At 63.7% G+C, this 26,036-nt stretch carries 23 protein-coding genes; 14 read left to right on the plus strand and 9 right to left on the minus strand.

Going from position 1 to position 26,036, the window contains the following annotated elements; all coding sequences use genetic code 11:
• Positions 1-121: 121 nt before the first annotated feature.
• Together ACT9T4_RS25070 and ACT9T4_RS25075 are read right to left on the minus strand one after the other, a co-directional pair.
• On the minus strand, positions 122-523 hold the full coding sequence (locus ACT9T4_RS25070; protein ID WP_042554018.1) for a YbaN family protein: 402 nt from the start codon (positions 521-523) through the stop codon (positions 122-124).
• Positions 524-539: 16 nt separating this feature from the next.
• Entirely contained in the window at positions 540-1,127 is a 588-nt protein-coding gene (locus tag ACT9T4_RS25075) for a UPF0149 family protein (RefSeq protein ID WP_042554019.1), read from the minus strand.
• Between the two features lie 364 nt (positions 1,128-1,491).
• Here ACT9T4_RS25075 and recQ point away from each other — a divergent pair, with 364 nt between their 5' ends.
• The 5 genes from recQ to ACT9T4_RS25100 all read left to right on the plus strand — a co-directional run bounded on the left by recQ (position 1,492) and on the right by ACT9T4_RS25100 (position 8,591).
• Positions 1,492-3,615, plus strand: coding sequence for a DNA helicase RecQ (recQ, locus tag ACT9T4_RS25080; protein WP_499119537.1), 2,124 nt, complete (start codon positions 1,492-1,494; stop codon positions 3,613-3,615).
• Between the two features lie 117 nt (positions 3,616-3,732).
• Positions 3,733-4,167, plus strand: coding sequence for a MarR family transcriptional regulator (locus ACT9T4_RS25085; RefSeq protein ID WP_042554021.1), 435 nt, complete (start codon positions 3,733-3,735; stop codon positions 4,165-4,167).
• Positions 4,167-5,567, plus strand: a complete 1,401-nt coding sequence (locus ACT9T4_RS25090; RefSeq protein ID WP_499119540.1) for a DHA2 family efflux MFS transporter permease subunit — start codon at positions 4,167-4,169, stop codon at positions 5,565-5,567. Before ACT9T4_RS25085 ends, ACT9T4_RS25090 begins: the two co-directional genes overlap by 1 nt.
• 238 nt (positions 5,568-5,805) lie before the next feature.
• Positions 5,806-7,929, plus strand: coding sequence for a motility hub landmark protein FimV (locus ACT9T4_RS25095; protein WP_499119542.1), 2,124 nt, complete (start codon positions 5,806-5,808; stop codon positions 7,927-7,929).
• 368 nt (positions 7,930-8,297) lie between these two features.
• The gene (locus ACT9T4_RS25100; RefSeq protein WP_042554023.1) at positions 8,298-8,591 is read left to right on the plus strand and encodes an Rdx family protein; all 294 of its coding nucleotides are present in this window, start codon (positions 8,298-8,300) and stop codon (positions 8,589-8,591) included.
• 10 nt (positions 8,592-8,601) lie between these two features.
• On the opposite strand, the gene ACT9T4_RS25105 is transcribed toward ACT9T4_RS25100, so the two are convergent.
• From ACT9T4_RS25105 to ACT9T4_RS25115, 3 genes are all read right to left on the minus strand, one after another.
• On the minus strand, positions 8,602-9,471 hold the full coding sequence (locus ACT9T4_RS25105; protein WP_179538443.1) for a DMT family transporter: 870 nt from the start codon (positions 9,469-9,471) through the stop codon (positions 8,602-8,604).
• Positions 9,468-9,803 carry a tRNA-binding protein gene (locus ACT9T4_RS25110; RefSeq protein WP_042554025.1) on the minus strand — a complete coding sequence of 112 codons (336 nt, stop codon included), beginning with the start codon at positions 9,801-9,803 and terminating at the stop codon, positions 9,468-9,470. Before ACT9T4_RS25110 ends, ACT9T4_RS25105 begins: the two co-directional genes overlap by 4 nt.
• Before the next feature lie 66 nt (positions 9,804-9,869).
• Positions 9,870-10,628, minus strand: coding sequence for an AraC family transcriptional regulator (locus ACT9T4_RS25115; protein WP_042554026.1), 759 nt, complete (start codon positions 10,626-10,628; stop codon positions 9,870-9,872).
• Between the two features lie 185 nt (positions 10,629-10,813).
• Here ACT9T4_RS25115 and ACT9T4_RS25120 point away from each other — a divergent pair, with 185 nt between their 5' ends.
• Positions 10,814-11,638, plus strand: coding sequence for a UDP-2,3-diacylglucosamine diphosphatase (locus ACT9T4_RS25120; RefSeq protein WP_499119544.1), 825 nt, complete (start codon positions 10,814-10,816; stop codon positions 11,636-11,638).
• Positions 11,635-12,678, plus strand: coding sequence for a glycosyltransferase family 4 protein (locus ACT9T4_RS25125; protein WP_499119546.1), 1,044 nt, complete (start codon positions 11,635-11,637; stop codon positions 12,676-12,678). Before ACT9T4_RS25120 ends, ACT9T4_RS25125 begins: the two co-directional genes overlap by 4 nt.
• A gap of 28 nt (positions 12,679-12,706) precedes the next feature.
• On the opposite strand, the gene ACT9T4_RS25130 is transcribed toward ACT9T4_RS25125, so the two are convergent.
• The 3 genes from ACT9T4_RS25130 to ACT9T4_RS25140 form a co-directional block, all read right to left on the minus strand.
• Complete coding sequence (locus tag ACT9T4_RS25130; protein WP_499119548.1) at positions 12,707-14,095, minus strand: adenylate/guanylate cyclase domain-containing protein; 1,389 nt, start codon at positions 14,093-14,095, stop codon at positions 12,707-12,709.
• Positions 14,096-14,281: 186 nt separating this feature from the next.
• Positions 14,282-14,599: an Mpo1-like protein gene (locus tag ACT9T4_RS25135; RefSeq protein ID WP_042554030.1), complete on the minus strand. Its 318-nt coding sequence runs from the start codon at positions 14,597-14,599 to the stop codon at positions 14,282-14,284.
• A 156-nt stretch (positions 14,600-14,755) separates the two neighbouring features.
• Positions 14,756-16,210 (minus strand): TrkH family potassium uptake protein, encoded by a 1,455-nt coding sequence (locus ACT9T4_RS25140; protein ID WP_042554031.1) that lies wholly within the window; start codon positions 16,208-16,210, stop codon positions 14,756-14,758.
• A 182-nt stretch (positions 16,211-16,392) separates the two neighbouring features.
• On the opposite strand from ACT9T4_RS25140, the gene ACT9T4_RS25145 reads away from it, so the two are divergent.
• Complete coding sequence (locus ACT9T4_RS25145) at positions 16,393-16,758, plus strand: YkgJ family cysteine cluster protein (RefSeq protein ID WP_042554032.1); 366 nt, start codon at positions 16,393-16,395, stop codon at positions 16,756-16,758.
• A gap of 147 nt (positions 16,759-16,905) precedes the next feature.
• A complete protein-coding gene (locus ACT9T4_RS25150) occupies positions 16,906-17,472 on the plus strand; it encodes an NAD(P)H nitroreductase (protein WP_499119550.1) in 567 nt (188 codons plus the stop codon).
• Positions 17,473-17,526: 54 nt separating this feature from the next.
• On the opposite strand, the gene ACT9T4_RS25155 is transcribed toward ACT9T4_RS25150, so the two are convergent.
• A complete protein-coding gene (locus tag ACT9T4_RS25155) occupies positions 17,527-18,573 on the minus strand; it encodes a LacI family DNA-binding transcriptional regulator (protein ID WP_042554034.1) in 1,047 nt (348 codons plus the stop codon).
• Positions 18,574-18,856: 283 nt separating this feature from the next.
• Between ACT9T4_RS25155 and ACT9T4_RS25160 the strand changes: the two genes are divergently transcribed.
• The 5 genes from ACT9T4_RS25160 to ACT9T4_RS25180 all read left to right on the plus strand — a co-directional run bounded on the left by ACT9T4_RS25160 (position 18,857) and on the right by ACT9T4_RS25180 (position 25,800).
• Positions 18,857-21,082, plus strand: a complete 2,226-nt coding sequence (locus ACT9T4_RS25160; RefSeq protein ID WP_499119552.1) for a TonB-dependent receptor — start codon at positions 18,857-18,859, stop codon at positions 21,080-21,082.
• An 84-nt stretch (positions 21,083-21,166) separates the two neighbouring features.
• Positions 21,167-22,507 carry an LLM class flavin-dependent oxidoreductase gene (locus tag ACT9T4_RS25165; protein WP_042554035.1) on the plus strand — a complete coding sequence of 447 codons (1,341 nt, stop codon included), beginning with the start codon at positions 21,167-21,169 and terminating at the stop codon, positions 22,505-22,507.
• Positions 22,504-23,811, plus strand: coding sequence for an alpha/beta hydrolase family protein (locus tag ACT9T4_RS25170; protein ID WP_499119554.1), 1,308 nt, complete (start codon positions 22,504-22,506; stop codon positions 23,809-23,811). The genes ACT9T4_RS25165 and ACT9T4_RS25170 overlap by 4 nt, the downstream gene beginning before the upstream one ends.
• A 13-nt stretch (positions 23,812-23,824) precedes the next feature.
• Positions 23,825-24,868 carry an L-glyceraldehyde 3-phosphate reductase gene (gene mgrA, locus ACT9T4_RS25175; protein ID WP_042554037.1) on the plus strand — a complete coding sequence of 348 codons (1,044 nt, stop codon included), beginning with the start codon at positions 23,825-23,827 and terminating at the stop codon, positions 24,866-24,868.
• Positions 24,869-24,870: 2 nt separating this feature from the next.
• Positions 24,871-25,800 (plus strand): aliphatic sulfonate ABC transporter substrate-binding protein, encoded by a 930-nt coding sequence (locus ACT9T4_RS25180; RefSeq protein ID WP_499119556.1) that lies wholly within the window; start codon positions 24,871-24,873, stop codon positions 25,798-25,800.
• Positions 25,801-26,036: the final 236 nt, after the last annotated feature.

A 26,036-nucleotide genomic window follows, 5' to 3' on the forward strand; every position in this document is an offset into this window, starting at 1 on the left:
CCGCTTGCGGGCGAAGCGAGGGTGGCCATTCTGATAGATCGGGGAGGCCGAACGACGGATCGCCCGCAAGCGGGCTCTTACAATCGAGTGGCGTTTCCGGCGCGCAGGTGCTGTCGGCTATTCAGCGTCGGTCCGGTAGCGTCTTCTGTTTGAGGATGTACAGGCTGACGAGCACGGCGCTGGTCAGCATGAACAGGCGGGCCCATATCAGTGGTACCAGCCAGCAGGAAACACCGATGCTCAGCCACATCAGGCCGATCGCGTAAATCTTGGCCTTGCGGGGGATGCCTTCACCTTCGAGATAGTCGCGAATCCATGGGCCGAGGCGAGGGTGTTCCACCAGCCATAGATAGAAGCGTCGTGAACTGCGCATGAAGCAGGCCGCAGCCAGCAGCAGGAAGGGAGTGGTTGGCAATACCGGCAGGAAGATGCCGAGTACGCCCAGCGCTACGCTCAACCAGCCGAGGGTCAGCAGGCTATAGCGCAGCAGCGGGTTGCGTGTTTCGTAAGGTTCGCGCGCCATATCGATGGCGTCGCCATCAATGATGGCGAGGTTTGAGCAGGGCGGGCTTCTCTTCTGGCGCGTTGCACAGCAGGAACAGGGCGGTGAGCAGTTCGGGGATCTGCTCGATCATGCTGTCGACCAGATCGCGGTCACGGGCAATTTCGGCGAATTCCGGCTGCTCGTCGAACAGGCCGGAACCGACCATGATCGGCAGCAGCAGTTCGCTAACTTCGTCTTCGGCGTCGTCGAACCATACCGCTTCGCGCAGGAACACGCCTTCCATGAAGCCGATGCACCAGCCGCGCAGGTCGGAGTCGTCAGGCTCGTCGCCCAGGTCCAGGTCGCAAGGGACTTCCGGCTCGTCGTCACTGGCCAGCTGGCGAGCGATGTGGGACTGCAGCTGGATAAGCGTGGCTTCGATGTCATCGCGCTCTTCATCGCTGCGGTAGTGCGGCGGCTCGGAGAACAGGGCATCGATCCACTCGCGCGTCTCGACCTTGTCCGGGCAGATGGAAAGGGCGGTCAGGTAACCGTGTGCGGCGACATAGTCCAACGCCTCTTCGTGCAGATCATCAGCATCGAGGAAGGCTTGCAGACGGGACAGTTGCTCGGCGAAGGACATCGGTGGCTACCTTGAAGAAGTAAACGAGGCTGGATTCTAGCAGGCTGTTGAAAAACTATCTGCGTTGCCGTTGCTTCGTTGAAAACAGGTTCAGCAAGGCGTTTACGGCTAACGCACTTCAGTGCGGCCCGAAGGGCGAGCGAAGCGAGTCATGCTCATTTACAACTCGTAAACTCCACGTTCCCACCTGTTTTCGCCTTGCACCGGCTGCCTCGCCTAGGTTTTTCAACGGCCTGTTAGAGCAGACCAACCAGCCCGGCCAGAGTTGCAGGCAAAACGGCGTGCTAAACGCTAAAAAACACATCCGTTGCCCGTCGCCGCGAGACACTTGCGTATAATGCCCCGCTTGATTCGGAGACCCTACATGCTCGAGCAGGCGCAACGCATCCTCAAAGACGTATTCGGCTATGACAGCTTCCGTGGCCGCCAGGGTGCGATCATCGAGCGCGTGGCCAGTGGTGGCGATGCGCTGGTGCTGATGCCGACCGGTGGCGGCAAGTCGCTGTGTTTCCAGGTGCCGGCGTTGCTGCGCGATGGCCTGGCGGTAGTGGTTTCACCGCTGATCGCGCTGATGGACGATCAGGTGGCGACCCTGGAAGAGCTGGGTGTGGCCGCTGTGGCGCTGAACTCCACGCTGGATGCGGATCAGCAGCGCGATATCGCTGATCGTATCCGTCGCGGCGAGATCAAGATGCTCTATCTCGCCCCGGAGCGTCTGGTGCAGCCGCGCATGCTGGCCTTCCTGCAGCAGTTGCAGATCGCGCTGTTCGCCATCGACGAGGCTCACTGCGTGTCCCAGTGGGGGCATGATTTCCGTCCCGAATACCTGCAGTTGGGGCAACTGGCCGAGCTGTTCCCCGATGTGCCGCGCATCGCCCTGACCGCGACCGCGGACATGCGTACCCGTGAGGAAATCGTCAATCGTCTGCATTTGCAGAATGCCGAGCGCTTCCTGTCCAGCTTCGACCGTCCCAACATCTTTTACCGCATCGTGCCCAAGGAGCAGCCCCGCAAGCAGTTGCTGGCGTTTCTGGCCGCGCGCAAGGGCGATGCAGGCATCGTCTATTGCCTGTCGCGCAAGAAGGTCGAAGAGGTGGCGGGCTTCCTGACCGAGCAGGGCTTTCCGGCGCTGCCCTATCACGCCGGCCTGCCGGCCGAACTGCGGGCCTACAACCAGAAGCGCTTCCTCAATGAAGAAGGGCTGATCATGGTGGCGACCATCGCCTTCGGCATGGGTATCGACAAGCCCAACGTGCGCTTCGTCGCACACCTCGATCTGCCCAAGTCGCTGGAAGCCTATTACCAGGAAACCGGCCGTGGCGGCCGCGACGGTCTGCCGGCCGACGCCTGGATGGCCTACGGCCTGCAGGACATGATCTTCCTCAAGCAGATGCTCGCCAATTCCGAAGGCGACGAGCGCCACAAGCGCGTGGAGCAGCACAAGCTCGATGCGATGCTCGCGCTGTGCGAGGAAACCCGTTGCCGCCGCCAGGTGCTGCTGGCCTATTTCGACGAAGAGTTGCCGCAGCCCTGCGGGCATTGCGACAACTGCACCGACGGCGTGCAAACCTGGGACGCCACCGAACCGGCGCGCCAGGCGCTGTCGGCCATCTACCGCAGTGGTCAGCGTTATGGCGTCGGCCACCTGGTGGACATTCTGCTCGGCCGTGACAACGAGAAGATGCGCGGCCTTGGCCATCAGCATCTCTCTGTTTTCGGTGTGGGCAGTGCGCTCAGCGAAGGCGAGTGGCGCTCGCTGTTCCGTCAGTTGGTCGCGCGTGGCCTGGCTGATGTGGACTTGGAGGGCTACGGCGGGCTGCGCCTGTCCGACAGCTGTAGGCCATTGTTAAGGGGGGAGGTGACGCTGCAACTGCGCCGTGACCTCAAACCGCAACAGAGTGCCAAGGCCTCGGGTAGCCCGGCGCGGCAGTTGGTGCGGGGCGAGGAGCGCGAGCAGTGGGAAGCGCTGCGTGCCCTGCGCAAGCGTCTGGCCGAGGAGCACGCGGTGCCGCCTTACGTCATCTTCCCGGATGCCACGCTGCTGGAGATGCTGCGCAGCAAGCCCACCACGCTGGCGGAAATGGCCCGTGTCAGTGGTGTCGGCGCGCGCAAGCTGGAGCGTTACGGCGATGCTTTCCTCGAAGTGCTGGCCGGCAACGAAGCGCCGCAGCCGGTGGTCGATCTGCGTCATGAATTGGTCAGCCTGGCGCGTGCCGGGATGACCCCCGCGCAAATCGCCAGTCAGCTCGGCTGCAGTCAGAAGAGCGCCTACTCGCTGCTTGCCGAGGCCATCGCTGACCAGCAGATTTCCCTGGAGCAGGCTCTCGATCTGCCTGAGGAACTGCTCGGCGAGATTCAGGACGCTTTCCTCGATGGCGAGGGTGAGCTACCACCTGTGGCGCAGATCAGCCCGCTGTTCGTCGGGCGCGTGGAGGAGGGTGTGCTGCATTGCGTCCGGGCCGCATTACAAGCTGAATTCGAAGCCTGATCGACGATTATTGACGCGACAGTCTCTTATCTCGCAACGACCTCAATCTTGCTCTCTGCCAAAAGCTATGGTTAGCTCGCTAATAATTAGTTTTTGATAATTCCAAGAGCGGCCTCAATGTCCCAATCCGAACAACACCGTTTTGCCATGCAGTTGGCCCAGCTGTCCCGTTCCTGGCGCGCCGAGCTGGATCGGCGGCTTGCCGGTCTGGGGCTGTCCCAGGCGCGCTGGCTGGTGCTGCTGCACATCGGCCGTTTCGCCGAGCTGCCGACCCAACGTGAGTTGGCCCAAAGTGTCGGTGTGGAAGGGCCTACCCTGGCCCGCTTGCTCGATAGCCTCGAGGCGCAGGGGCTGGTCACCCGCCAGGCAGTGCCCGAAGATCGTCGCGCCAAGAAGATCGCCTTGTGCCCTGCCGCCAAACCGCTGATCGAGCAGATCGAAGCCATCTCCACGCAACTGCGTGAAGAGCTTTTCGCTGGCATCGACGAGGAGGATCTGCGGCGCTGCCAGCAGGTCCACGCACGCATTCTGGGTAACCTGGAACGGCGTTGATGCAGGACCTGTCTCTCCTGCAGAGACGCTTCGGGCCACGTTATCCGCAGTATCTGCTGGTCGTGCTGATGCTGGGCAGCATGGCGATGATTCTGGCGTCGACCAGCATCAATGTGGCATTGCCGGCGATCATGGTCGATTTCCACATTGGCCGCCCCCTTGCCCAGTGGCTGTCCACCGGGTTTCTCGCGGCGATGACCGCTGGCTTGCTGCTGTCTGCCTGGGCTCAGGCCCGGTTCGGCGCTCGCCGGACGGCGCAGGCGGGCCTGGGGTTGTTCATCGTTACCTCGTTGCTCGCACTGGTGGCCGATGCCGCCTGGCAACTGATCGCCTTGCGCGTCATTCAGGGGCTGTGCGCCGGTATCGTCCAGCCGCTGGCGATGGTGCTGATCTTTCAGGTGTTCGCTGGCGGTGGTCGCGGTACCGCGCTGGGGGCTTACGGGCTCGGCGTGATGATCGCGCCTACGCTGGGGCCGACCATCGGCGGCTATCTGGTCGATGACTTCGGCTGGTATGCGGTGTTCTGGCTGCCTCTGCCAATGTGCGTACTGGCCATGCTCGCCGGGCAGTTTCTGATGCCCAGCGCGCGTCAGCGCAATACGCCATTTCTCGACCTGTGGGCATTCAGCCTGTTGTGCGTTGGTCTGTTCGCCTGGCTCGGTGCCCTGGCCGAAGCGCAGCGCTTTCCCTGGGTGCAGCCGCGGGTCTGGCTCACTGGCCTGCTCGGCAGCCTGGCGATGGCCGGCTTTCTATGGCGCAGCCGCCACAGTGCTCGCCCGCTGCTGCCGCTCGGGCTCTGGCGGCATGTCGGCTTTCGCAAGGCCAGCTGGGTGGCGCTCGCGCTCGGCATGGGGCTGTACGGCACTACCTATCTGATTCCTCTGCATGTGCAGACCATCGAGGGCTATAGCGCGGGCAGGGCCGGTCTGCTGTTGCTGCCAACCGGCATTCTGATGGGTGTGGCCTCGTTTCTCGGTGGCTGGCTGAGTGACCGTCTGTCCACTGCGGTGTTGCTGGTCAGCGGCTTGCTGATGTTGGCGCTGTCTTCGTTCGGGCTGGGTTGGCTGGAACCGGGGGCCTCCTTTTTGGTGCTTTGCTGCTGGGCCTGCGTGGGGCGAGTCGGCCTGGGTATTCTGTTGCCCGCACTGAGCACCGGAGCGCTGGACATTCTCGGCCGTGAACAGCTGGCGCACGGAGCGGGCGCAATCACCTTCGTGCGTCAGTTGGGCGGTGCATTCGGCGTCAACCTGCTGACGTTCTTTCTGGAGTGGCGACATCGCCGGGAGGGCGGGGATTTCTCTGCCGAGGTGGTGGCGTTTCAGCAAAGTTATCTACTGATGGGGGCGCTGTTCGTCTTGACCGTTTTGGCTGCCTGGAACATTCGCCCGTCACAACGTTGACGTCGTTCACATAACTAGCCGTATTTCTGGCTTTTTGCGTATGATGGCCAGATGCTCGACTTCGAGCGGATCATGCGGGTTGAAAACTCGCAAGCCGTTGAATCGAGACCATACTCACTACTCGGTGGGACAAGGAGCGTTTGCCGACGCAGCGCTGTGCTACGCCGCATCTTGCAGGAAGACCGATCCGGTTTCGGTTGCTGCAGCTACTCTTCGAGCGGAGTTATCGGGAGCTTTTATGACTCGTGTTCGTCACTTACTGATCGGCCTGGCATCAGGTTCGGCATTCTATTCGGGACTGGCGCCAGCGCTGGGGCTGGGTGAGATCACCCTGCATTCGGCACTCAATCAGCCGCTGAATGCCGAGATCGAACTGCTGGCGGTCGGCGATGACATGAGCACTTCGGATATCAAGGTCTCGCTGGCGCCGGCAGATGCCTTCAATCTTGCCGGTGTCGAGCGCATCTATTTTCTCAATGACCTGCGCTTCAGCCCGGTACTGCGCGGCGGCAACAGCGTCGTGCGGGTGGTCTCCAATCAGCCGGTGCGTGAGCCCTATCTGAACTTCATCGTCGAGCTCAAGCGGCCGGGCGGCCAGTTGCTGCGCGAATACACGGTGCTGCTCGATCCGCCGACGTCATCGTCCTACACCAGCCAGGCGGCTCAGGTTGGCAACGAACAGTTCACATCGTATGCGCCGCCGCGCCGCACGCCGATCGCCAGCCGGGGTGAGCGTTATCAGGTCGCCAGCGGCGAGAGCTTGTGGACCATTGCGTCCAAGCTGCGGGTTGAGGGCAATCAGTCCTCCCTGCAGGACCTTATGCTGGACATTCACGCGCTCAACCCCGAGGCCTTCAGCAACGGTGATATCCATCGTCTGCGCGCCGGGGCCTCGTTGCTGCTGCCGGATCACGCCCGCATAGCCGAAGCCGCACCCAGCCAGCCTGCGCAGTCAGGGCCTGCACCGCAGCCTGCAGCCCCTGCGCAGATCATCCCCGATACCGCGCCGCAACAGCCTGCCGAACCGCAGGTGGAAGTGCTTGCGCAGATTCGCCGTGTCGAGGAAGAGGTCGCCAACCGCAGTGCCGAGAACCTGCAACTGCAGCAGGACCTGCTGGTGGTGCAGAACCAGTTGAAAGACATGATGACGCGCATGGAAGCGCGTGATCAGCAGATCGCCCAGTTGCTCGAGCAGCTCGCCCAGCGTCCGGCAGCCGCTGCGCCTGCAGTGCCGGCCGCCGAGAGCGCGCCGCCTGCGGCCGCGCAGGAGCCTGTTGCCGCTCCGGCACCTGCTGCGCAGCCGGCTGCCGAAGGTTTCTGGAATCTGTGGAACATGCTGCTGGCAGCCCTGCTGGGCTTACTGGCGCTCCTGTTGTTGCTGTTCAAGCGCAAGCGCACGCCTGCCCCCGAAGTCATCGCCGAGACGGTCGTGGTGGTGCCGCCAGTGGTTCAGGCGCCCGCGCCCGAGGCTGTCGAACCGGTCGTGGCGCCGCGGGCCACGGTGGTGGATGTACCGCTGCCAGTACGCCCTGCAGTTGTCGCGAGGGCGGAGCCGAATCCCACCGATCCGCTGGATGGCGCCAATATCTACCTCGCCTATGGCCGTATAGGCGAAGCGGTATCCGTACTGCGCCAGGCGTCGCAAGCCAACCCGCAGCGCCTGGACATTCGCTTCCGTCTGCTCGAAGTGCTGGCACAGCAGGGCAATACGGCCGCTTTTGCCGAAGAAGAGAGCACGTTGCGTAACGCCGGGTTCGACGGTGAGCGTATCGACGAGCTCAAGGGCCGTTACCCGGCACTGTTCGCCTCGCAGCTGAGTGCCCAGGACCCTGACGATTCACTGGAGCCGCTGGAAGGTCTCGATGAGCTGATCCTCGAATTGGACGACACACCGGCTCCGGCGCCCGCGTCCGAGCAGAGGAAAGCCCAGGAGGACGATTTCCAGTTGAACCTGGACGATCTGTCGCTGGATGCCGACTGGGATCTGGTCAACCCCTTCGAAAATGGAGCACGCAAGAAGCGTGGTGGCGTCGACGCCGAATCCTCCGCGGCGCAGAGTGCCGAGCAGTCCACCGATATCTTCGGCCACGATGCCAGTAGCCCGTTCGCTGGCACCATGCTGGTCGAAGAGGAGGGGCCGGAGGATGAATGGCTCGAGCTGGACGATCTGCCCAGTGAGCCGGCTGAAGGGTTCGACCGCTTCGTCACCAACCACGAGAACCTCACCAAGCTCAACCTGGCGATGGCCTACATCGAACAGGACGATCTGGAAGCAGCCTGCGACATCCTCAACGAAGTGATCAACGAGGGTGACGAGGACGAGAAGCAGGAAGCCCGCGAGCTGCTCGCGCGTATCGCGTAGGCGCGTTCCCCCTGGCGCGAATGATTTTGCCTTACCGAAATTTGGGTGTTGGCCGCACGATTCGCCGCGGGGGCGGTTGCAGCACATCGCAGGTGGGAGCGTCGCCCTCGGCGCGAACGATTTTGGCCTCACCGCAATTTTGGTGTTGGCCGCACGATTCGCCGCGGGGGCGCGGCTCCTACGCTAATGCGGCATTTCCGCCGACCGTAGGCGCGTCGCCCCGGCGCGAAAGCGATTGCGGCCATTCCACAAGACTGCAGCGCTACGACCATTCGCCGCGAGGGCGCGGCTACAGGGCTGGTGCAGTAACGTGGCTTGTCATGGCCGGCGCGCTGTTAAGATAGCGGCCAGAGCAATGGAGCCCACCCATGACCCCCAGCAAAGCCGAAGTCACCATCACCTATTGCACCCAGTGCCAGTGGCTGCTGCGCGCTGCGTGGTTAGCCCAGGAACTGCTGTCGACCTTCGCCGATGACCTTGCCAGGGTCAGCCTCGAACCAGCCACCGGCGGTACTTTCCGCGTTCAGTGCAACGGTGTCGAGATCTGGGAGCGCAAGGCTGATGGCGGGTTTCCCGAGGCCAAGGTGCTCAAGCAGCGGGTGCGCGACCAGATCGACCCGGCCCGCGACCTGGGCCACAACGACAGGCCCGCAGCCAATTGAGTCGCGCCGACTAGGCGGTTTTCGGCACTTGCCGCGAGCTGGCCTGAGCAGCGCTCATGCATACCGCGAAGATGATCAGGCTGCCGCCAGCGAGCATGCCAGGAGTCGGAACCTGGTTGAACAGCAGCCAGGCGAAGCCGATGCCGTAGACCGGCTCGAGGGCGAAGATCAGTGCGGCATTGCGCGCTTTGACGACCCGCAAGCTGGCCACCAGCAAGCTGTGCGCCAGCGCCGTGCACAACACGCCCAGTAGCGCCAGCCAGAACCATTGAGCGGCTGCCAGGCTCTGCAGCGTTGCACCCGCGAATGGCAGGGAGCAGGCCAGTGCCACGAGGTTCTGCCCCATCGCCGCCTGGATCGGCTCGACGTGTCGGGCGATGGTTCGGCCAAGCAACGACAGCAGGGCGAACAGCAGCCCCGACATCACTCCCCAAAGCAGTCCCTGGGTGTGGCTGTCGCTCGGATCCAGAGCGGGCGCAACCAGCAGCAGACCGATACTGACCAGCGCGACCATCAGGTATTCACCAGGCCGTGGGCGTTCACCCAGCAGGAGCACTTCAAGCAGCACGGTGAAGGCTGGAAAGCTGGCGAAACCCAGCGTCGCGATAGCCACGCCTGACACCCGCACCGATTCGAAGAAGGTCAGCCAGTGCGCTCCCAGCAGCAGGCCGCCCAATACCAGCCAGGGCAGATGACGGGCTGCGACGCGCAACGGTTTGCGTGTTGCGAGCAGAAACAGGCCCAGTGCAAGCACGGCGAACAGCGCGCGGCCGCTGACGATGGCGATCGGCGAGGTGCTCGCCAACTCGCCGAAGATCCCGGACAGGCCAAACGCCAGGGCGCCCAGATGCAGGCCGAGCAGTGCATTGCGGGTGTTCATGCCAGGCGCGCGCCATTGGGCAAGGGCTTGTCGAAGCTGGCCAGGACGACTTTGCCATCGCTGTCATAGACTCCCGTGACCAGTACTTCGGAACGCACGCCGGCAATGCGTTTGGGGGCGAAGTTGCAAACGCAGAGCACTTGGCGCCCCACCAGTTCGTCGGCGCCGTAATGGGCCGTGAGTTGGGCGCTGGAGGTACGGACGCCCAGCTCGCCGAGGTCCACCTGCAGCACGTAGGCGGGTTTCAAGGCTTTTTCGTTGGGCGATGCGCTGATGAGGGTGCCGACGCGCAGCTCGACGCGTTCGAAGTCCTGCCATTCGATGATTTGCATGATACCGCTCCTGTTTTGGCTGCACTCTAAAGGGCCGGAACAGGATCAGCTGTCGCGTGACTGGCGTTATTTGTCGCGAGGCTGGCGCTCGCGCAGCGCTTTGGGCGTTTCGCCGAATTGTCGGGAGAGGGCGGCGGTGAACGCGCTCTGCGAGGTGTAGCCGACTCGTGCAGCGATCTCGCCGACGCTCAGGCGGCTGTTGTGCAGCAGTTGCCGGCCCAGGCGCAGGCGTTTATCGCGCACGTAGGCCATGGGGGTGAGCCCAGTCTCGTCGAGAAAGCGGTTGTGAAAGCGTGCGGCCGAAAGCCCGGCAAGGCTGGCCAGGTCCGCCACCTGAATGGGATGGGCAGCGTGCCGCTCGATATAGGCGTTCAGCGCGCTCAGCGGCAGGCCCAGGCTGGGACGTGGATCCGCCTGCGCACTGAGGCTGGCCAGCAGCAGGATAGAGCCCTGGCGAGCGATCAGCGGATCGTTGATCGGGCTGGCGGCCAGCCAGTTGACCAGGCCGCTCTGCGTGACCGACAGCTCGACCTTCTGCGGCGCGTCCAGCAGGCGTCGGCTGGCATCGACATGGTTGCCCAGGTGTCGCTCCAGCCAGTCACCCGCCGGTACGTCGAACACCAGGCATTCGCTACCGTGGCGGCTGTCGCAGGCATGGCGTGCGCCGGCTGGCACCACCACCAGGGTTTGCCGGCTGATACGACTGCCCAGGCCCGCCACCTCGAACTGCAGGTGCCCGCTCAGGCCGAAAACCAGTTGGGCATGGTCATGCTCGTGGCAGACGATGTCCTGATGGTAGTGGCGTACTGACAAGAGCGCTGACATGGCGGAGTTCCTCGAACGGTCGTAGCAGTTTACTCCGTGGCCGGTTTTTGGGACCTGGGCAACGGGCGGGCGTCTGCGAAAAGGCCGCTGTCGTGATGCTGCTGTCATCGAATCGCCATGCCACGTTCACAATCATTTCACCGCTTTCGCTCAAGCTCGGCCGAAAATCTGCCGGAGATCGCCCGATGAGCATCGCACAACTGGTAAGGCCGAGCCGCAAGCAACGTGTCCGTACGCTGTGGATTTCCGATGTGCATCTGGGCACACGGGACAGCCAGGCCGAGCACCTGGCGGCCTTCCTCAAGCGTTATCAGGCCGAGCGCATCTACCTGGTGGGCGACATCATCGATGGCTGGAAGCTGCGTGGCGGCATCTACTGGCCGCAGGCGCATACCAACGTGATCAGGCGCCTGATGACCATGAGCAAGCGCGGCACCCAGGTCATCTACGTCACCGGCAATCATGACGAGTTCCTGCGCCGCTATTCGAAGCTGTTGCTGGGCAACATCCAGCTTGTCGACGAAGCTGAACACGTCACCGCCGATGGGCGACGCCTGCTGGTGATCCACGGCGACCAGTTCGACGTGATCACCCGCTATCACCGCTGGTTGGCCTTTCTCGGCGATTCGGCCTACACCGTCACCCTGGTGCTCAATCGCTGGCTCAATCACTGGCGGCGCCGCTATGGGTACGGCTACTGGTCGCTGTCCGCGTACCTGAAGCACAAGGTCAAGACGGCGGTGAACTTCATCAGCGATTTCGAGGAGGCCATCACCCACGAGTGCGCTCGTCGTGGCTTCGACGGTGTGGTGTGCGGGCATATCCACCACGCGGAGATTCGCACGCTGGGAGACGTCGAGTACCTCAACTGCGGCGACTGGGTCGAATCCTGCACGGCGCTGATCGAGCACCCGGACGGGCGCATCGAACTGTACCGCCTGGCCGATGAGCAGGAGCGCCTGGCGCAACTGCAGGCAGACAAGGTCGCGGTCATCGAGCCGGCCGCATGAGGCTGCTGATCGTCACCGATGCCTGGGCGCCGCAAGTCAATGGCGTGGTCACCAGCCTGCAGGCCCTGGTCAGCGAGTTGCGGGACATGGGGCATCTTGTCGACGTACTTTCACCCGGTGCGTTTCGCTGCGTGCCCTGTCCGAGCTACCCGGAGATTCCCCTGGCCTGGGACCTCTGGCGGGTCGCTGCGGCCATCGAGGCATTCGCGCCTGATTGCGTGCACCTGGCGACCGAGGGGCCCCTGGGGTGGGCCGCGCGACGTTGGCTGCTGCGCCGAGGCATGGCCTTTTCCAGCGCGGTGCATACCCGCTTTCCCGAGTACCTGACGACGCGCTGTCCGTGGCTTCCGCTGGGGTTGGGGTATGCCTATCTGCGTCTGTTTCATCGTCCCAGCCAGGCGGTGCTGGTGAGTACCGAACGCTTGCGCGAGGGGCTCGCCAGCCGAGGGCTGCAGCGCCTGGCGTTATGGCGCAAGGGCGTGAATACCCTTTTGTTCGCCCCCAAGGCCCGTGGCCAGGCGCCGGTGACTGCGGTATTCCTGTACGTGGGGCGCATCGCGCCGGAGAAGAACCTGCAGGCATTTCTCGACCTCGATCTGCCAGGCGAAAAATGGGTGGTAGGTGACGGGCCGCAGCGAGAGGCGCTGCAGCAGGCGTATGCTCAGGTCAGATTCTTCGGCTACCGTCACGGTGAAGCGTTGGCCGACTTCTATCGTCGCGCCAGCGTGCTGGTGTTTCCCTCGCTGACCGATACCTACGGCTTGGTGATGCTCGAGGCTCAGGCCTGCGGCACCCCGGTGGCGGCCTTCGCCGTGCCGGGACCGCTGGATGTGGTGGTGCCGGGCGTGACGGGCGTGCTCGCCGACGATCTGCGTCAGGCCTGCCTGGCAGCGCTGGAGCTGGATCGCAGGCAGTGTGCGGAGGAGGCCGGGCGACAGTCCTGGCGTGCCTCGGCTATCGAGTTTCTGGCCCGGCAGCCACTGTTGAGCGGTGAGCCGCTGGAGATCGCATTGCCGGCTCGCGTCGCGGGCAGTTGCTGACGCCCGGGGCGCGTTCGCGCTGGCGGTGTCACATGATGATCTTGTCGCGCAGCTTCTCCGCAGCCTGTTGCAGGGCCTGGATGACCCGTTCCTTGTCGAAGTTCTGAATGCCGTTGGTATCCAGGTACATGGAGAACCCGGGCAACTCGTGCTCGACGTAGCTGGAGGTGGCGCCCAGGTCGCGGCGGAAGTCCACCACCTGGTAGATCTGCACTGGTCGAGTGAAGCCCTTGACGTTGATCTGGCCCTTGTCGCGGCACATGATCACGTCCTTGATCAGCGAGTAGGTCTCGTGGGAGATCAGGATCTCGCCAGCTTCGGCGGCGCTTTCCAGGCGGCTGGCCAGGTTCACGTCGCGACCGATGATGGTGTAGTCCATCCGCGTATCGGCGCCGAAGTTGCCCACCGTGCAGTAGCCGGTATTCAGGCCCATCCGGATTTCCAGCGGTTTGGTGATGCCCTGGGCGCGCCAGTGCTGGCGCAACACCTTCATGTGCTTGCGCATGGCGATGGCCATCGAGACCGCTGCCATGGCGTCCTTCTTGGCGCCCTGGCTGCTCGGGTCACCGAAGAACACCATGACGCTGTCGCCGATGAACTTGTCGATGGTGCCGCCGAACTTCATGCAGATCTTCGACATCTCGTTGAGATAGGTGTTGAGCAGGTCGGTCAGGGCCTCGGCTTCCAGTTCTTCGGACAGTTCGGTGAAACCGCGAATGTCGGAAAAGAACACCGTGAGCTTCTTGCGCTGGGTTTCCAGGCGCACGTGTTTCTTGCCGCTGAAGATCGACTCCCACACTTGCGGCGACAGGTACTTGGCCAGGTTGCGGGCCAGGCGTGCAGCTTTTTCCTGCTCACGCTTGATCTCGATACGTACCTGGCTCAGGCGGATGCTCTGCTGGTGCACGAAGTACGCGGTGATGCAGATGTACAGGGTGGTAAAGACGATACTGACCAGCGCCACCAGAGCAGGGGTTTCCGGTGCGACGTGCAGGTCGGTGAGCGAGGCGGTGAGCAGTGCACCGCTGCACGCCACCAGCAGCGCCAGGCCCATGTCGCGCAGCCCGCCGACGATCAGGGCACTGAACGTGAGGGTGAGCAGGCACATCAGGCTGGGTACCACCGAAAAACCCAGCAGTGCGGCGGCGGCACCACAGTGCAGGGCATCGATGAACAGCAGGGTCATGACGGTACGGTGTGGATGCTCGTCCCTGAAACGCTTGCTGAGCCAGTACGCCAGGTGCGGGTAGAGCAGGGCGTAGGGCACCAGCCACAATAGTTCGTGGCTGAACACCTGCGCGTAGGTACCAGCGGCAACGCTGGCGGCCACGGCGATATAGGCCAGCACACGGGAGTAATACTCGCGCGTAGGCAGCGTTGGTAACCCGTTCGGAATGGCGGAAAGAGTTGCATTCATGCGGTGGTGACGATCCCTGCTGTAAATCCGACTGCATTACCGGGAGCCAGGCAGCACGGGGCGTGCGGACGGGGCCAGCGGAAAACCGGGATCATATACGTTGACGTCCAGACCAGCAAAGGCGAAGTGCCATAAGGCTCCGAACGGTCGCGTCGAACGGCTTGCCGGTCTTGCCGACGCGCCCGGCTAGAAACGGATTTTCCCTGTCAGGGCGTCCTTGAGCATGACCCAGTCGCCCATCAGCGAGTACAGCGGATGCTGGAAAGTGGCCGGTCGGTTACGTTCGAACACGAAGTGCCCCAGCCAGGCGAAGCCATAGCCGATGACCGGCAGTGCCAGTAGCCAGAGCCATCGCTGGCTGACCAGCGCATAGCCGAGTACCAGCAGCACCAGCAGGCTGCCGACGTAATGCAGGCGCCGGCAGATCGGGTTGGCGTGCTCCTGCAGGTAGTACGGATAGAACTCGGCGAAGGAGTTGAAACGCTCGTGGGGCTGGCTGCTCATCGACGGCCTCCTGTTTTTGTTATGTCAGGAGAGTATAGGGCCTGTTAACGCTGGCGCACGACCGTGCTGGCGGCCCTGTGAGCTGTGCGCAAGCCTCAGCAGGCCTTGGCCGAATCCGGGCGCTCGTGGCGCCCGGTCATCTGTGGCCTGGCGGTATCAATGCCGCCAGAACGCGGGCATCAGCAGCACCAGCACGGTGAGGATTTCCAGGCGGCCCAGCAGCATGCCCAGAGTCAGCAGCCACTTGGCCATGTCCGGCAGGCTGGCGTAGGTGCCGGCAGGGCCGATGATCGGGCCCATGCCGGGACCGACACCAGCGACCGTGCTGGCGGCGCCGCTCAGCGCGGTGATCCAGTCCAGGCCGCAGAGGGTCAGCGCCAGCGCCAGCAGGGCGATGGTGATGGTGAAGAAAAACGAGAAGGTGAGAATCGAGCGGACGATGTCCTCGTCGAGACGGTGGCGGTTGTACTGCTGCTTGATCACCGCGCGGGGGTGCACCAGCTGCATCAGGTTGGCCTTGAGCAGAATGTAGGCGACCTGAAAACGGAAGATCTTCAAGCCACCGGCGGTGGAGCCGGAGCAACCGCCGATGAACCCCAGATAGAAGAACAGCATCCCGGCGAAACCACCCCACAGTGAGTAGTCGCCGAGTGCGAAACCGGTGGTGGTCATGATCGAGGTGGTATTCACCGCGACGTGGCGCAGGGCATCGAGCCAGTGCAGGTCGGTAGTCAGGTAGTACCAGATGCCGAGGATCAGCCAGGTGCCCAGCAAAATGGAGAGAAAACCACGCACTTGCTGGTCGCCCAGCACCGCGCCGAAGTTGCCGCGCAAGGTCGAAACGTAGAGCACGAATGGCAGGCTGCCGAGAATCATCAGCACCACGGCCACCCAATGCACCGCCGGTTGCGTCCACTTGGCCAGCGACAGGTCCGAGGTGGAGAAGCCGCCTGTCGAAATCGCCGACATGCTGTGGTTGATGGCGTCGAAGAAACTCATACCGGCCAGCCACAACCCCAGGCAGCCGAGCAGGCTGATACCCAGATAAGCCACCACCATGTACTTGGCGACCATGTGCGAGCGCGGCATGACCTTGTCGGAACGGTCCGACGACTCGGTCTGGAACAGCCGCATGCCACCGATGCGTAGCATCGGCAGAATGGCCACCGCCATGGCGATGAAGCCGATACCGCCGAGCCAGTGCAGCATGGAGCGCCAGATCAGGATGCCCGGTGACATGTTGTCCAGGCCGATCAGCACGGTGGCGCCTGTCGCCGTGATGCCCGACATGCTCTCGAAGAAGGCGTCGGTGTAACTCATGTGCTGGGTGAACATGAACGGCAGCGCGGCGAAAATGCACACCATCAGCCAGCTCGAAACCGTCAGCAGGTACATGTCGCGGGGGCGCAGATGCACATCCTGAGGACGGCCACGGGCGATCATCGACAGCCCGGCGATGAAGGTGATCAGGCTCGACCAGGCGAAGGGACTCACTTCTGCGGCGCGATCGAAGACGAACAGGGTGAACATCGGGCCGACCATGCCGATGGCCAGGGTGATCAGAAAAATGCCATTGATGAACGCGATGAGTCTTAGGGTTGGCCAGGCCATCGGTTTTATCCGCGAAAAAGTGGCGCCATTCTACCTGTGCCGCTGATGCTGTAAACCTGCCCGCTCAGGCGCCTCGATCGCCCGTCAGGGCGGCCACTCGTGCCACTTTACAAGTCCGTGGCGATGCATAGAATACGCCCTCAGGTGCCGGCCCTTGCCGGTTTCTGAGCCCTTTCCAAATCATGTCCAATCCTTGTCTCGCGTGTGGCGCCTGCTGTGCGCATTTTCGTGTGTCTTTTTTCTGGGGTGAGTGCCAGTCGGCAGGCGGAACCGTGCCGGACGAGCAGGTCATCCTGATCACTCCGCACCGCGTCGCCATGCGTGGCACCGAGGCCAAACCGTCACGCTGCACCGCCTTGCTGGGCGATGTGGGGCAGGGCACTCGCTGCACGCTGTATGAACAGCGTTCCAGCACCTGCCGCGAGTTCGAGGCCTCCTGGGCCAACGGCGAGCACAACCCGCATTGCGATGACGCGCGCAGGGCCTACGGCTTGCCACCGCTGGTGCCGCCGTTGGAGCCTGAGCTGTCGCCGGACCGGGTTGCCTAGCGGCCAGGCCACGCATTTATGCGGGCATCCACCATCGCTTCGCCCGCAAGCCGGCTCCTCCGGAGCTGCGTCCAGGCCGTGCGTATGTGGCTCATGCTGGCGTCGCTTGGCTGGTAGAATCCCGGTTCTTTTTCTGGAGGTGAACCGATGGATGCTCTCGATGCGCTGATCAACCGTGTTTCCGCTCCTCGTTTGATCGACCCTGCACCCACCGCCGAGCAGCGTGAGCAGCTGTTTCGTGCCGCGTTGCGGGCGCCGGATCACGGGCAACTGCGCCCCTGGCGTTTCCTGACCGTCGAGGGTGATGCACGTCATGCGCTGGGCGAGCTGTTTGCCGAGGCGATCGCGGGCAAGTATTCCGATGCTGACGAGGAGGCGCTGACCAAGGCCCGCAACATGCCGCTGCGGGCGCCACTGCTGATCGTCGTGATTGCCCGTACCCAGGAGCACCCCAAGGTTCCAGCTCAGGAGCAGGTACTGGCTGCAGGCTGCGCGGCGCACGGCATTCTGCTCGCCGCCTACGCCCAGGGTATCGGTGCGGTGTGGCGGACCGGCGAGTTGTCCCATGATCCGCTGGTGGATGCCGGCCTCGGCCTCGCGGGCAACGAGCAGGTGATTGGCTATCTCTATCTGGGGACGCCACAACGTGAACTGCGCGCTGTGCCACAAGTGGATACCGGCGAGTTCGTCAGTACCTGGGTGGGCAACGCTTAGGGCTCGTTGACGTTCCTGCGCGAGCCGCGTTGCCGCGAGAAATCTCCACGGACCCTAACTACTTTCCCGCTCGATCAGCTCGCACGCCAGCGGTTGCGGGGCATCGCTCGGTGCCTCCTCGAGTACACCCAGTTTCTGCAGGATGCGCTGCGCCGCCACTTCGCCGATCTGCCTGGCCGGTGGCCGGATGGTGGTCAGGCTGGGTATCAGCATCGGTGCGAAGGCGTAATCACCAAAGCCCACCACCGCGCAGTCTTCCGGGATGCGCAGGTCGGCGCGGCGGCCGGCGAGCAGGCCGCCAGCGGCCAGGTTGTCGTTGGCGAAGATGATCGCATCCGGGCGCTGCGCTCCCTGCATCAGGCTTTCCATTGCCTGCTTGCCCGCTTCGAAGGGTTGCAGGTTCTCATCCGGTGCGAACGCCCAAGGCTCGAGACCTGCTGCCCGCAAGGTATCGGCGTAGCCGTCGCGGCGCTCCAGCGCGCTGAAATCCCCAGGCACGCTGTTCTGCACGAATGCGATGCGCCGATAGCCCTTGCCCAGTAGATAGCGCGCCGCGGTCACGCCAACCTCGTAATGCACGAAGCCTACCTGCAGGGGCGCTCGTTCGGGGCGGTAGTCCCAGATCTCCACCAGCGGGATGTCGGCATCGGCGAGCATCTTTTCCGTACCGGCACTGTGGAAGTGGCTGGTGACCACCAGAGCGGCCGGCGACCAGCCGAGAAAGGCGCGCACTGCGCTTTCTTCCTGTTCCTCGCTGAAATAGCTGGAAGCCAGCAGCAACTGGTAGCCGTGGCGGCTGAGGGTGTCGCTGAAGCCCTGGATGGTCTGGGCGAAGATCGGCCCGGAGATGTTCGGGATGACCATGCCGACGATCCGCCCCCGCGCGGATGCCAACCCGCCAGCCACCAGATTGGGCACGTAGCCTAATTCGTCCACCGCACTGCGGATGCGCTCACGCAGTTCTTCGGACACCTGATCCGGCTGGTTGAAGTAGCGCGAGATGGTGATCGAGGACACGCCGACGCGCTCTGCGACGCTGCTCAGCGTGACGCGGCCTGCGCCGCGTCTCTTGCGTGGCGAGTCGGCTGGAGGGCGGGGCATGGGTGATCCTGACAGGAGGCTGGGGCGCTAAACATACTGCAACGTTAGCGCTAACAAAAGCGTTGGCAGCGCGTCTGGATATTTATTTTTTTGGAATATAAAAAGCATTTTTTATTATTTGACGATCTCTGAGGCGCTCTCCACACTTTGCCTTGTTAGCGCTAACAGCGCATCGCACTTCCGTCGCATGACTGCCACTCGCACGAGCGAGATCCGTTGACGACTGTGTGCAGTACGCTCGCCATGGGGCGAGCATCAATCGGTCAATCAGGCAGTGAACGTCATGCATAACGCATTTTTGCCGGCCGCCCGCAGTGCGCGCCGCCTCCGTGGTTCGATTTCCCTCCACCCACTGGCGGTCGCCGTGGTGCTCGCTTCCGGGGCCGCACCGCTCTGGGCGGCCGAGCCGAGCGAGCCCGCCGCCACTTCGTTGAAAGCCGTGACGGTCACCGCGACCCGCCGCGAGCAATCCCTGCAGGACGTGCCGGTCGCCGTGTCGGTGGTCGATGGCGAGCAGCTCGAGCGTGACAATCGCAATGGCGTCGCCAGCATCGTGCAGCAGGTGCCTACCCTGAATTTCCGCTCCGGTGCATCGAACAAGGACACCTCGCTGTTCATTCGCGGCGTAGGCACCATCTCCACCTCGCCAGGTGTCGAGCCGACCGTCGCGACGGTGATCGACGGCGTGGTGTTCGGCCGGCCGGGGCAGTCGACCCTGGACCTGCTCGATCTCGAGCGCATCGAGGTGCTGCGTGGCCCTCAGGGCACCTTGTTCGGCAAGAACGCCTCGGCTGGCGTCCTCAACATCGTTACCCGTGAGGCGCCCGAGGAGACCCGCGGTTATGTGGATTACTCGCACTTCGGTGGCGGCAACGAAAACCGCCTGCGCTTCGGCATCGGAGGCCGGTTGACCGACACCCTCAAGGGGTCGCTGAGTACCCTGTGGGGCAGCTACGACGGCAACGTCGAGAACGTCGCCAATGGTCATGACGTCAACGGTTACGACCGCAAGGGCGTGCGCGGCAAGCTGCAGTTCGAGCCCAACGAGGATTTCAAATTCACCCTGATCGGTGATTACCTGGAAGGCGAAGACACCATTCCCAGCGGCATCATCGTATCGACCACCGCGCCGGCACTGTCCGCCGGTTTGCGGCCGAGCGAGCATAACGGCAAGATCAACAGCGATTACAAGACCCACGTCGAGGACACCAATACCGGCTTGTCCGGGCAGGCCGACTGGAGCCTGGGTGATTTCACGCTAACCTCGATCACTGCCTGGCGCGGCTGGGACAACACCCAGTACCAGGATGGCGACCGCAGTGCCCAGCTGCCGACCACTGCCTCTCATGACAAGGGCGACGTACGCTACGACCAGTATTCTCAGGAGCTGCGCCTGGCTTCGCCAAAAGGCGAATTTCTCGAATACGTGGTGGGCGCCTTCTACATGCATGGCCGTTCGGATGAGGTCTATCGCCGTCAATCGACCAACGGCGGCGTTACCAACAACGGCCGTGCCGATTACAGCGTGACCAACGACAGCTACGCGGTGTTTGGCGAGAACACCTTCCATTTCACCGATGATTTGCGCGGCATCCTCGGTCTGCGCTGGACCCATGACGACGTCGAGTACGATCACCGTCGCGCCTCCACATCGGCCACGGCAGTCACCGGCATCCAGCCAGCGACGCGCAGCTCCGGTTCGGTCGATGAAGATGGCTGGACCGGCCGTATCGGCGGTCAGTACGACTTCACCGACAACCTGATGGGCTACGCCACCTACTCGCGTGGTTACAAAGGGCCAGCCTACAACGTGTTCTTCAACATGCAGCCGCGCGATACCGAGGCGCTGAAACCGGAGACCTCCGATTCGTATGAAATCGGCCTGAAGAGCACCGCCTGGAACAACCGCCTGGTCACCAACCTCGCGGTATTCCACACCGATTACGATAACTACCAGGCCAACTTCTTCGACACCGTGGCCAATCAGGTGGTAACCCGCCTGATCAACGCTGGCAGCGTCAAGACGCAGGGCGTCGAGCTGGATTACAGCCTGCAGGCCACTCGTCAGCTGAAACTGTCCGGCGCCGTTGCCTACACCAAGGCGCGGGTCGACAGCTTCCAGTGCCCGCCGGGCGCTGCGGCAACCTGCGATATCGACGGCTCGCCATTGCCGTTCACGCCGGACTGGAAGAGCTACGTGCGTGCCGACTACAGCATCCCGCTGGACAACGGCCTGGACGTGGAACTGAACTCGGACTACAGCTGGCAGGACAAGGTGCAGTACAGCCTCGACCAGAACCCAGGCACCACCCAGAGCGCCTACGGCATCTGGAATGCCAGCGTGGCCCTGGCCAACTACAACGATGGCTGGCGTGTGGCGCTGTTGGCGAAGAACCTGACCGACAAGTCCTACTCCACCATGCTGGCCTCGGGCGGTAACCATATCTACCGTATGGCGCCACGTGACGATCAACGCTATTTCGGTGTGCAACTGCGCAAGGATTTTTGACGGACAGCGTGCCTACCTAGCGTGCGGAACCCGCCCGAGCCGATAGAACGGCAGGGCGGTCATGCATTCACCCAGGGATTCATCATGACTCGATCCACCCGCCAGCTCAGTCTCGGCGCATTTCTCATGGCCACCGGGCACCACGTCGCTGCCTGGCGCCATCCGGACGTACCAGCCGATCCGCTGGATTTCTCGGTTTACAAACGTACTGCGCAGATCGCCGAAGCGGCCTGCTTCGACGCGCTGTTCGTGGCCGACAGCGTGGCCGCACCGACCGATGCCATCGCCAGCCGGATGCCGCGCTCGGCGCATTTCGAACCGCTGACGCTGCTTTCTGCGCTGAGCGCGGTGACCGAGCGCATCGGCCTGATCAGCACGGTAACCACCAGCTACAACGAGCCCTATCACGTGGCCCGCAAGTTCGCCTCCCTCGACCAGCTCTCCGGTGGCCGCGCAGGCTGGAACCTGGTGACCTCGGACGCCGCCGCCGAGGCCTACAACTTCGGCCGCGACGCGCACATTCCCCACGCCGAGCGCTATGCCCGCGCGCGGGAGTTCCATGATGTGGTCACCGGGCTCTGGGACAGCTGGGCGGACGACGCCTTCCTGCACGACAAGGCCAGCGGCCAGTTCTTCGATCCGGCCAAATTGCATGTGCTCGACCATCAGGGTGAGCACTTCAAGGTACGCGGGCCGCTGAACGTGGCCCGCTCGCCCCAGGGCAGGCCGGTGATCGTTCAGGCGGGCTCCTCGGAAACCGGTCGGCAGCTCGCCGCAGAGACCGCCGAAGTGGTCTTCACGGCGCAGACCTCGCTGGCCAAGGCCCAGGCATTCTATGCCGATCTCAAGGGTCGGTTGCACGGCTTCGGGCGCCGCGAGGATTCGCTGAAGATCATGCCCGGCGTGTTCGTGGTGGTCGGTCAGAGCGAGGGCGAAGCCCGCGAGAAATTCGAGCGCTTCCAGGAGCTGGTCGAACCACAGGTCGGCATCGCGCTGCTGGGGCGCATGCTGGGCAACTTCGATCTGTCCGGCTACCCGGCCGATGGTCCGCTGCCGGAGCTGCCGCTGACCGAGAATGGTCAGCAGAGCCGGCAGAAACTGCTGACCGAACTGGCAGGGGCGGAGAACCTGACCCTGGCGCAACTGGGGCGGCGTATCGCTGGCGGGCGCGGGCATTACAGCCTGATCGGCACACCCACGCAGATCGCCGACGAATTACAGGCCTGGTTCGAGGAGCGCGCTGCCGATGGCTTCAACGTGCTGGTACCGCACCTGCCGGCCGGTCTGGAAGATTTCGCCACGCAGGTGGTGCCCGAGTTGCAGCGTCGCGGGCTATTCCGCCGCGAGTACCAAGGCCGCACGCTGCGCGATCATCTGGGCCTGAGTGCGCCGCAGAACCGCTTCTTCACGCAGGAAAATCGATGAAACTCGTCCTCGCCTGTCTGTTGGCCCTCGGGATTCCCGGCAGCGCGTTCGCGCTGTATGGCGACGCCCGCCCAGACGCCCCCGAGCTTGCCGCGCGCGGCGAGCATCAGGTGGGCGTACGTACCCTTGAGCTGGTAAACCGCGATCAACTCGACGTGCTGTCCATCGATGCCAGGAATCCCGCGCCGCGTTACGAGCGAAGGCTGCGCCTGGAAATCTGGTATCCCGCGCAACTGCCGGCCGGGCAACAGGAGCTGACCACCTACCGCGACGTGCTGGGTGCCGGTGCCAACGATCCCAAACGGCCCAACACGCCGTTCGAGTTCCAGGGCCGAGCCTTGCGTGATGCGCCGGCGAGCGAGGGCCGTTACCCGCTGGTCATCGTCTCCCACGGCTACCCGGGCTCGCGCCTGCAGATGAGCTACCTGACCGAGCACCTGGCCTCCCACGGTTACGTGGTGGCGGCCATCGATCACCCGGAGTCGACCCGCGCGGACAAGGCCGGTTTCGCCAGCACGCTGCTCAATCGCCCGCTGGACGATCTGTTCGTGCTCCAGCAGTTGAGCGCCTTGAGCGAGGCTGACAGTGACAGCTTCCTGGCCGGGCATCTGGACGTGCAGCGCACCGCTTTGCTGGGTTACTCCATGGGCGGCTACGGCGCATTGAATGCCGCCGGCGCCGGAGTCAGCGCGGTGGCCAGCAGCCTGGTGCCGGGCTCCGCGCTCGAGTCGCGACGTGCCGGAAACAGCGTTTACGAGGGTGGCCGAGATACACGGATCAAGGCGTTGGTGCTGTTCGCGCCCTGGGGCGGGCGGCAGGGCATCTTCGATCAGGCCGGTCTGGCTGGCCTGCGGGTGCCGAGCCTGTTCGTCGCCGGTGACCAGGATGACGTCTCCGGTTATCGCGACGGTATCAGGCGCCTGGTGGACGGCGCGGTGAATGCCGAGCGCTATCTGCTGGTCTATCAAAATGCACGCCATAACGTGGCACCGAATCCGCCACCGCCTGCCGCCAGCAGTCATCCCGACGATTTCTCCGCCTATGCGGAGCCGGTGTGGGACAGTGCGCGGATCAACAACATCAACCAGCATTTCGTCCTGGCGTTTCTCGACCAGCAGCTCAAGGGGCTGGACAGAAAGGCCTATCTCGACCTGACGCCCCTGGCCGTCGACGGCAAATGGTCGCTGGATGGCGAAGGTCGCCAGCAGGCCGACCACAGCTACTGGCATGGTTTCAAGCAGCGCAGCGCCGTGGGCCTCGAGTGGTACCACCTGCCCGCCGCGCAACCTGCACCTATTCCCTGATGGAGAACTTCTGATGACCTACATCGCCAACCCGCAGCGCTATGAGCGTGTACCCTATCGCCGCGTCGGCCGCAGTGGCCTGGTGCTGCCGGCCCTGTCTCTGGGGCTGTGGCACAACTTCGGTGACGCCACGCCCATCGACACCCAGCGCGCGCTGCTGCGTACGGCGTTCGATCTGGGGATCAATCACTTCGATCTGGCCAACAACTATGGGCCGCCCTATGGCAGCGCCGAGAGCAATTTCGGCCGTTTGCTGCGTGAGGATTTCAGGCAGTACCGTGATGAGCTGATCATCTCCACCAAGGCCGGCTGGGACATGTGGCCCGGCCCCTACGGGCAGGGCGGCAGTTCGCGCAAGTACCTGATTTCCAGCCTCGACCAGAGCCTGCAGCGCCTCGGCGTGGACTACGTCGACATCTTCTATTCGCACCGCTTCGACCCGCACACGCCGCTGGAAGAAACCGCCGGGGCACTGGCCAGCATCGTCGAGCAGGGCAAGGCGCTGTACATTGGCATCTCCTCCTACTCGGCAGGCAAGACCCAGGAAATCGCCGCGCTGCTGCGGGCACGCAACGTGCCGCTGCTGATCCATCAGCCGGCCTACAACCTGTTCAATCGCTGGATCGAGAAGGATCTGCTGACGGCGACCGAGGAGGAGGGCGCCGGGGTGATCGTGTTCACCGCGCTGGCTCAGGGGCTGCTCAGTGACAAGTACCTCGATGGCATTCCCGCCGACGCTCGGGTCAATCGCCCGGGTGGCGCGTCACTGCGGCCCGAGCATCTGTCCGACGACAACATCGCTCGTGCCCGCGCCCTCAACGAAATCGCCCAACGTCGCGGCCAGAGCCTGGCACAGCTGGCGCTGGCCTGGACCCTGCGCGATCCGCGGGTCACCTCGGCGCTGATCGGCGCGAGCAAGCCGGAGCAGATCACCGAGAACGTCGCGGCGCTGGACAACCTGGCGTTCAGCGCCGAGGAACTGGCGGAGATCGACCGCTACGCCGTCGAGGGCGGCATCAACCTCTGGGAAAAACCGTCGACCGACTGGCAGGAGTGAGCATGAAAGGTATGAAGTTAGCGCTCGCCGCACTGGCGTTGATCGGTCTTGCGCAGGCTGTAAATGCCGACCCGCAGACCTTGCGCATCGGCTACCAGAAAGGCTCGGTCAGCCTGGTGCTGGCCAAGGAGCACGGCATGCTGGAAAAGCGTTTCGCCGACACCAAGGTGCAGTGGATCGAGTTCCCTGCGGGCCCGCAAATGCTCGAAGCGCTGAACATCGGCAGCCTGGATATCGGCGCCACGGGTGATATCCCGCCGATCTTCGCCCAGGCCGCAGGCGCCGATCTGCTGTACATCGCCGCCGAGCCACCGAAGCCCCAGGCCGAGGTGATTCTGGTGCCCAAGAGCAGCTCCATTCAGTCGGTAAAAGAACTCAAGGGCCGCAAGGTCGCCTTGCAGAAGGGTTCCAGCGCGCACAACCTGGTACTGCGTGCGCTGCAGCGTGAAGGCCTGAGTTTCGCCGATATCCAGCCGATCTACCTGGCGCCCTCTGACGCCCGTGCCGCCTTCGAGAGCGGTAGCGTGGATGCCTGGGCCATCTGGGACCCGTTCTATTCGGCCATCGATCTGGAAGGCAAGGCGCGTCTGCTGGCCAATGGTGAGGGCCTGGGTTTCATCGGCCCGTTCTTCCTCGCTGCGCGGCCCTATGCCGAAGCCAACCCGGCATTCATTGCGCAACTGCTGGAAGAACTCGGCCGCGCCGAGGCGCTGACCCGCGATGACAAGGCAGCGAGCATCAGCCTGCTGTCACGCTTCATGGGTTTGTCCGAAGCGGTGATCGAGCGCACCTTCAGCCACCGCCCGCCGTCGCCGCCCATCCCGGTCAGCGACGAAATCGCCGCCGCCCAGCAGCGCACCGCCGACCTGTTTCTGGAAAACCGCCTGCTGCCCAAACGAGTCGATGTGCAGAGCGCCGTCTGGAGGCCTTGAGGTAGACGATACGATCGTTCCCACGTTGAACCGCGGCCTCTGGCGACACTTGGATCGTTCCCACGCTCATGCGTGGGAATGCCTCTGAGGACGCTCCGCGTCCAGTAACTCGCGTGACCACGCAGGCACGTGGGAACTATCGACAACGGACGGTGACCGGCTTATTTGGGCGCGCGCGAGGCGCGCGAATCGCGGGCATGGCCCGCTCCCACGGTGGAGCGCACGGTGTCAGCTCA

The organism is Pseudomonas sp. SZ40, assembly GCF_052958135.1.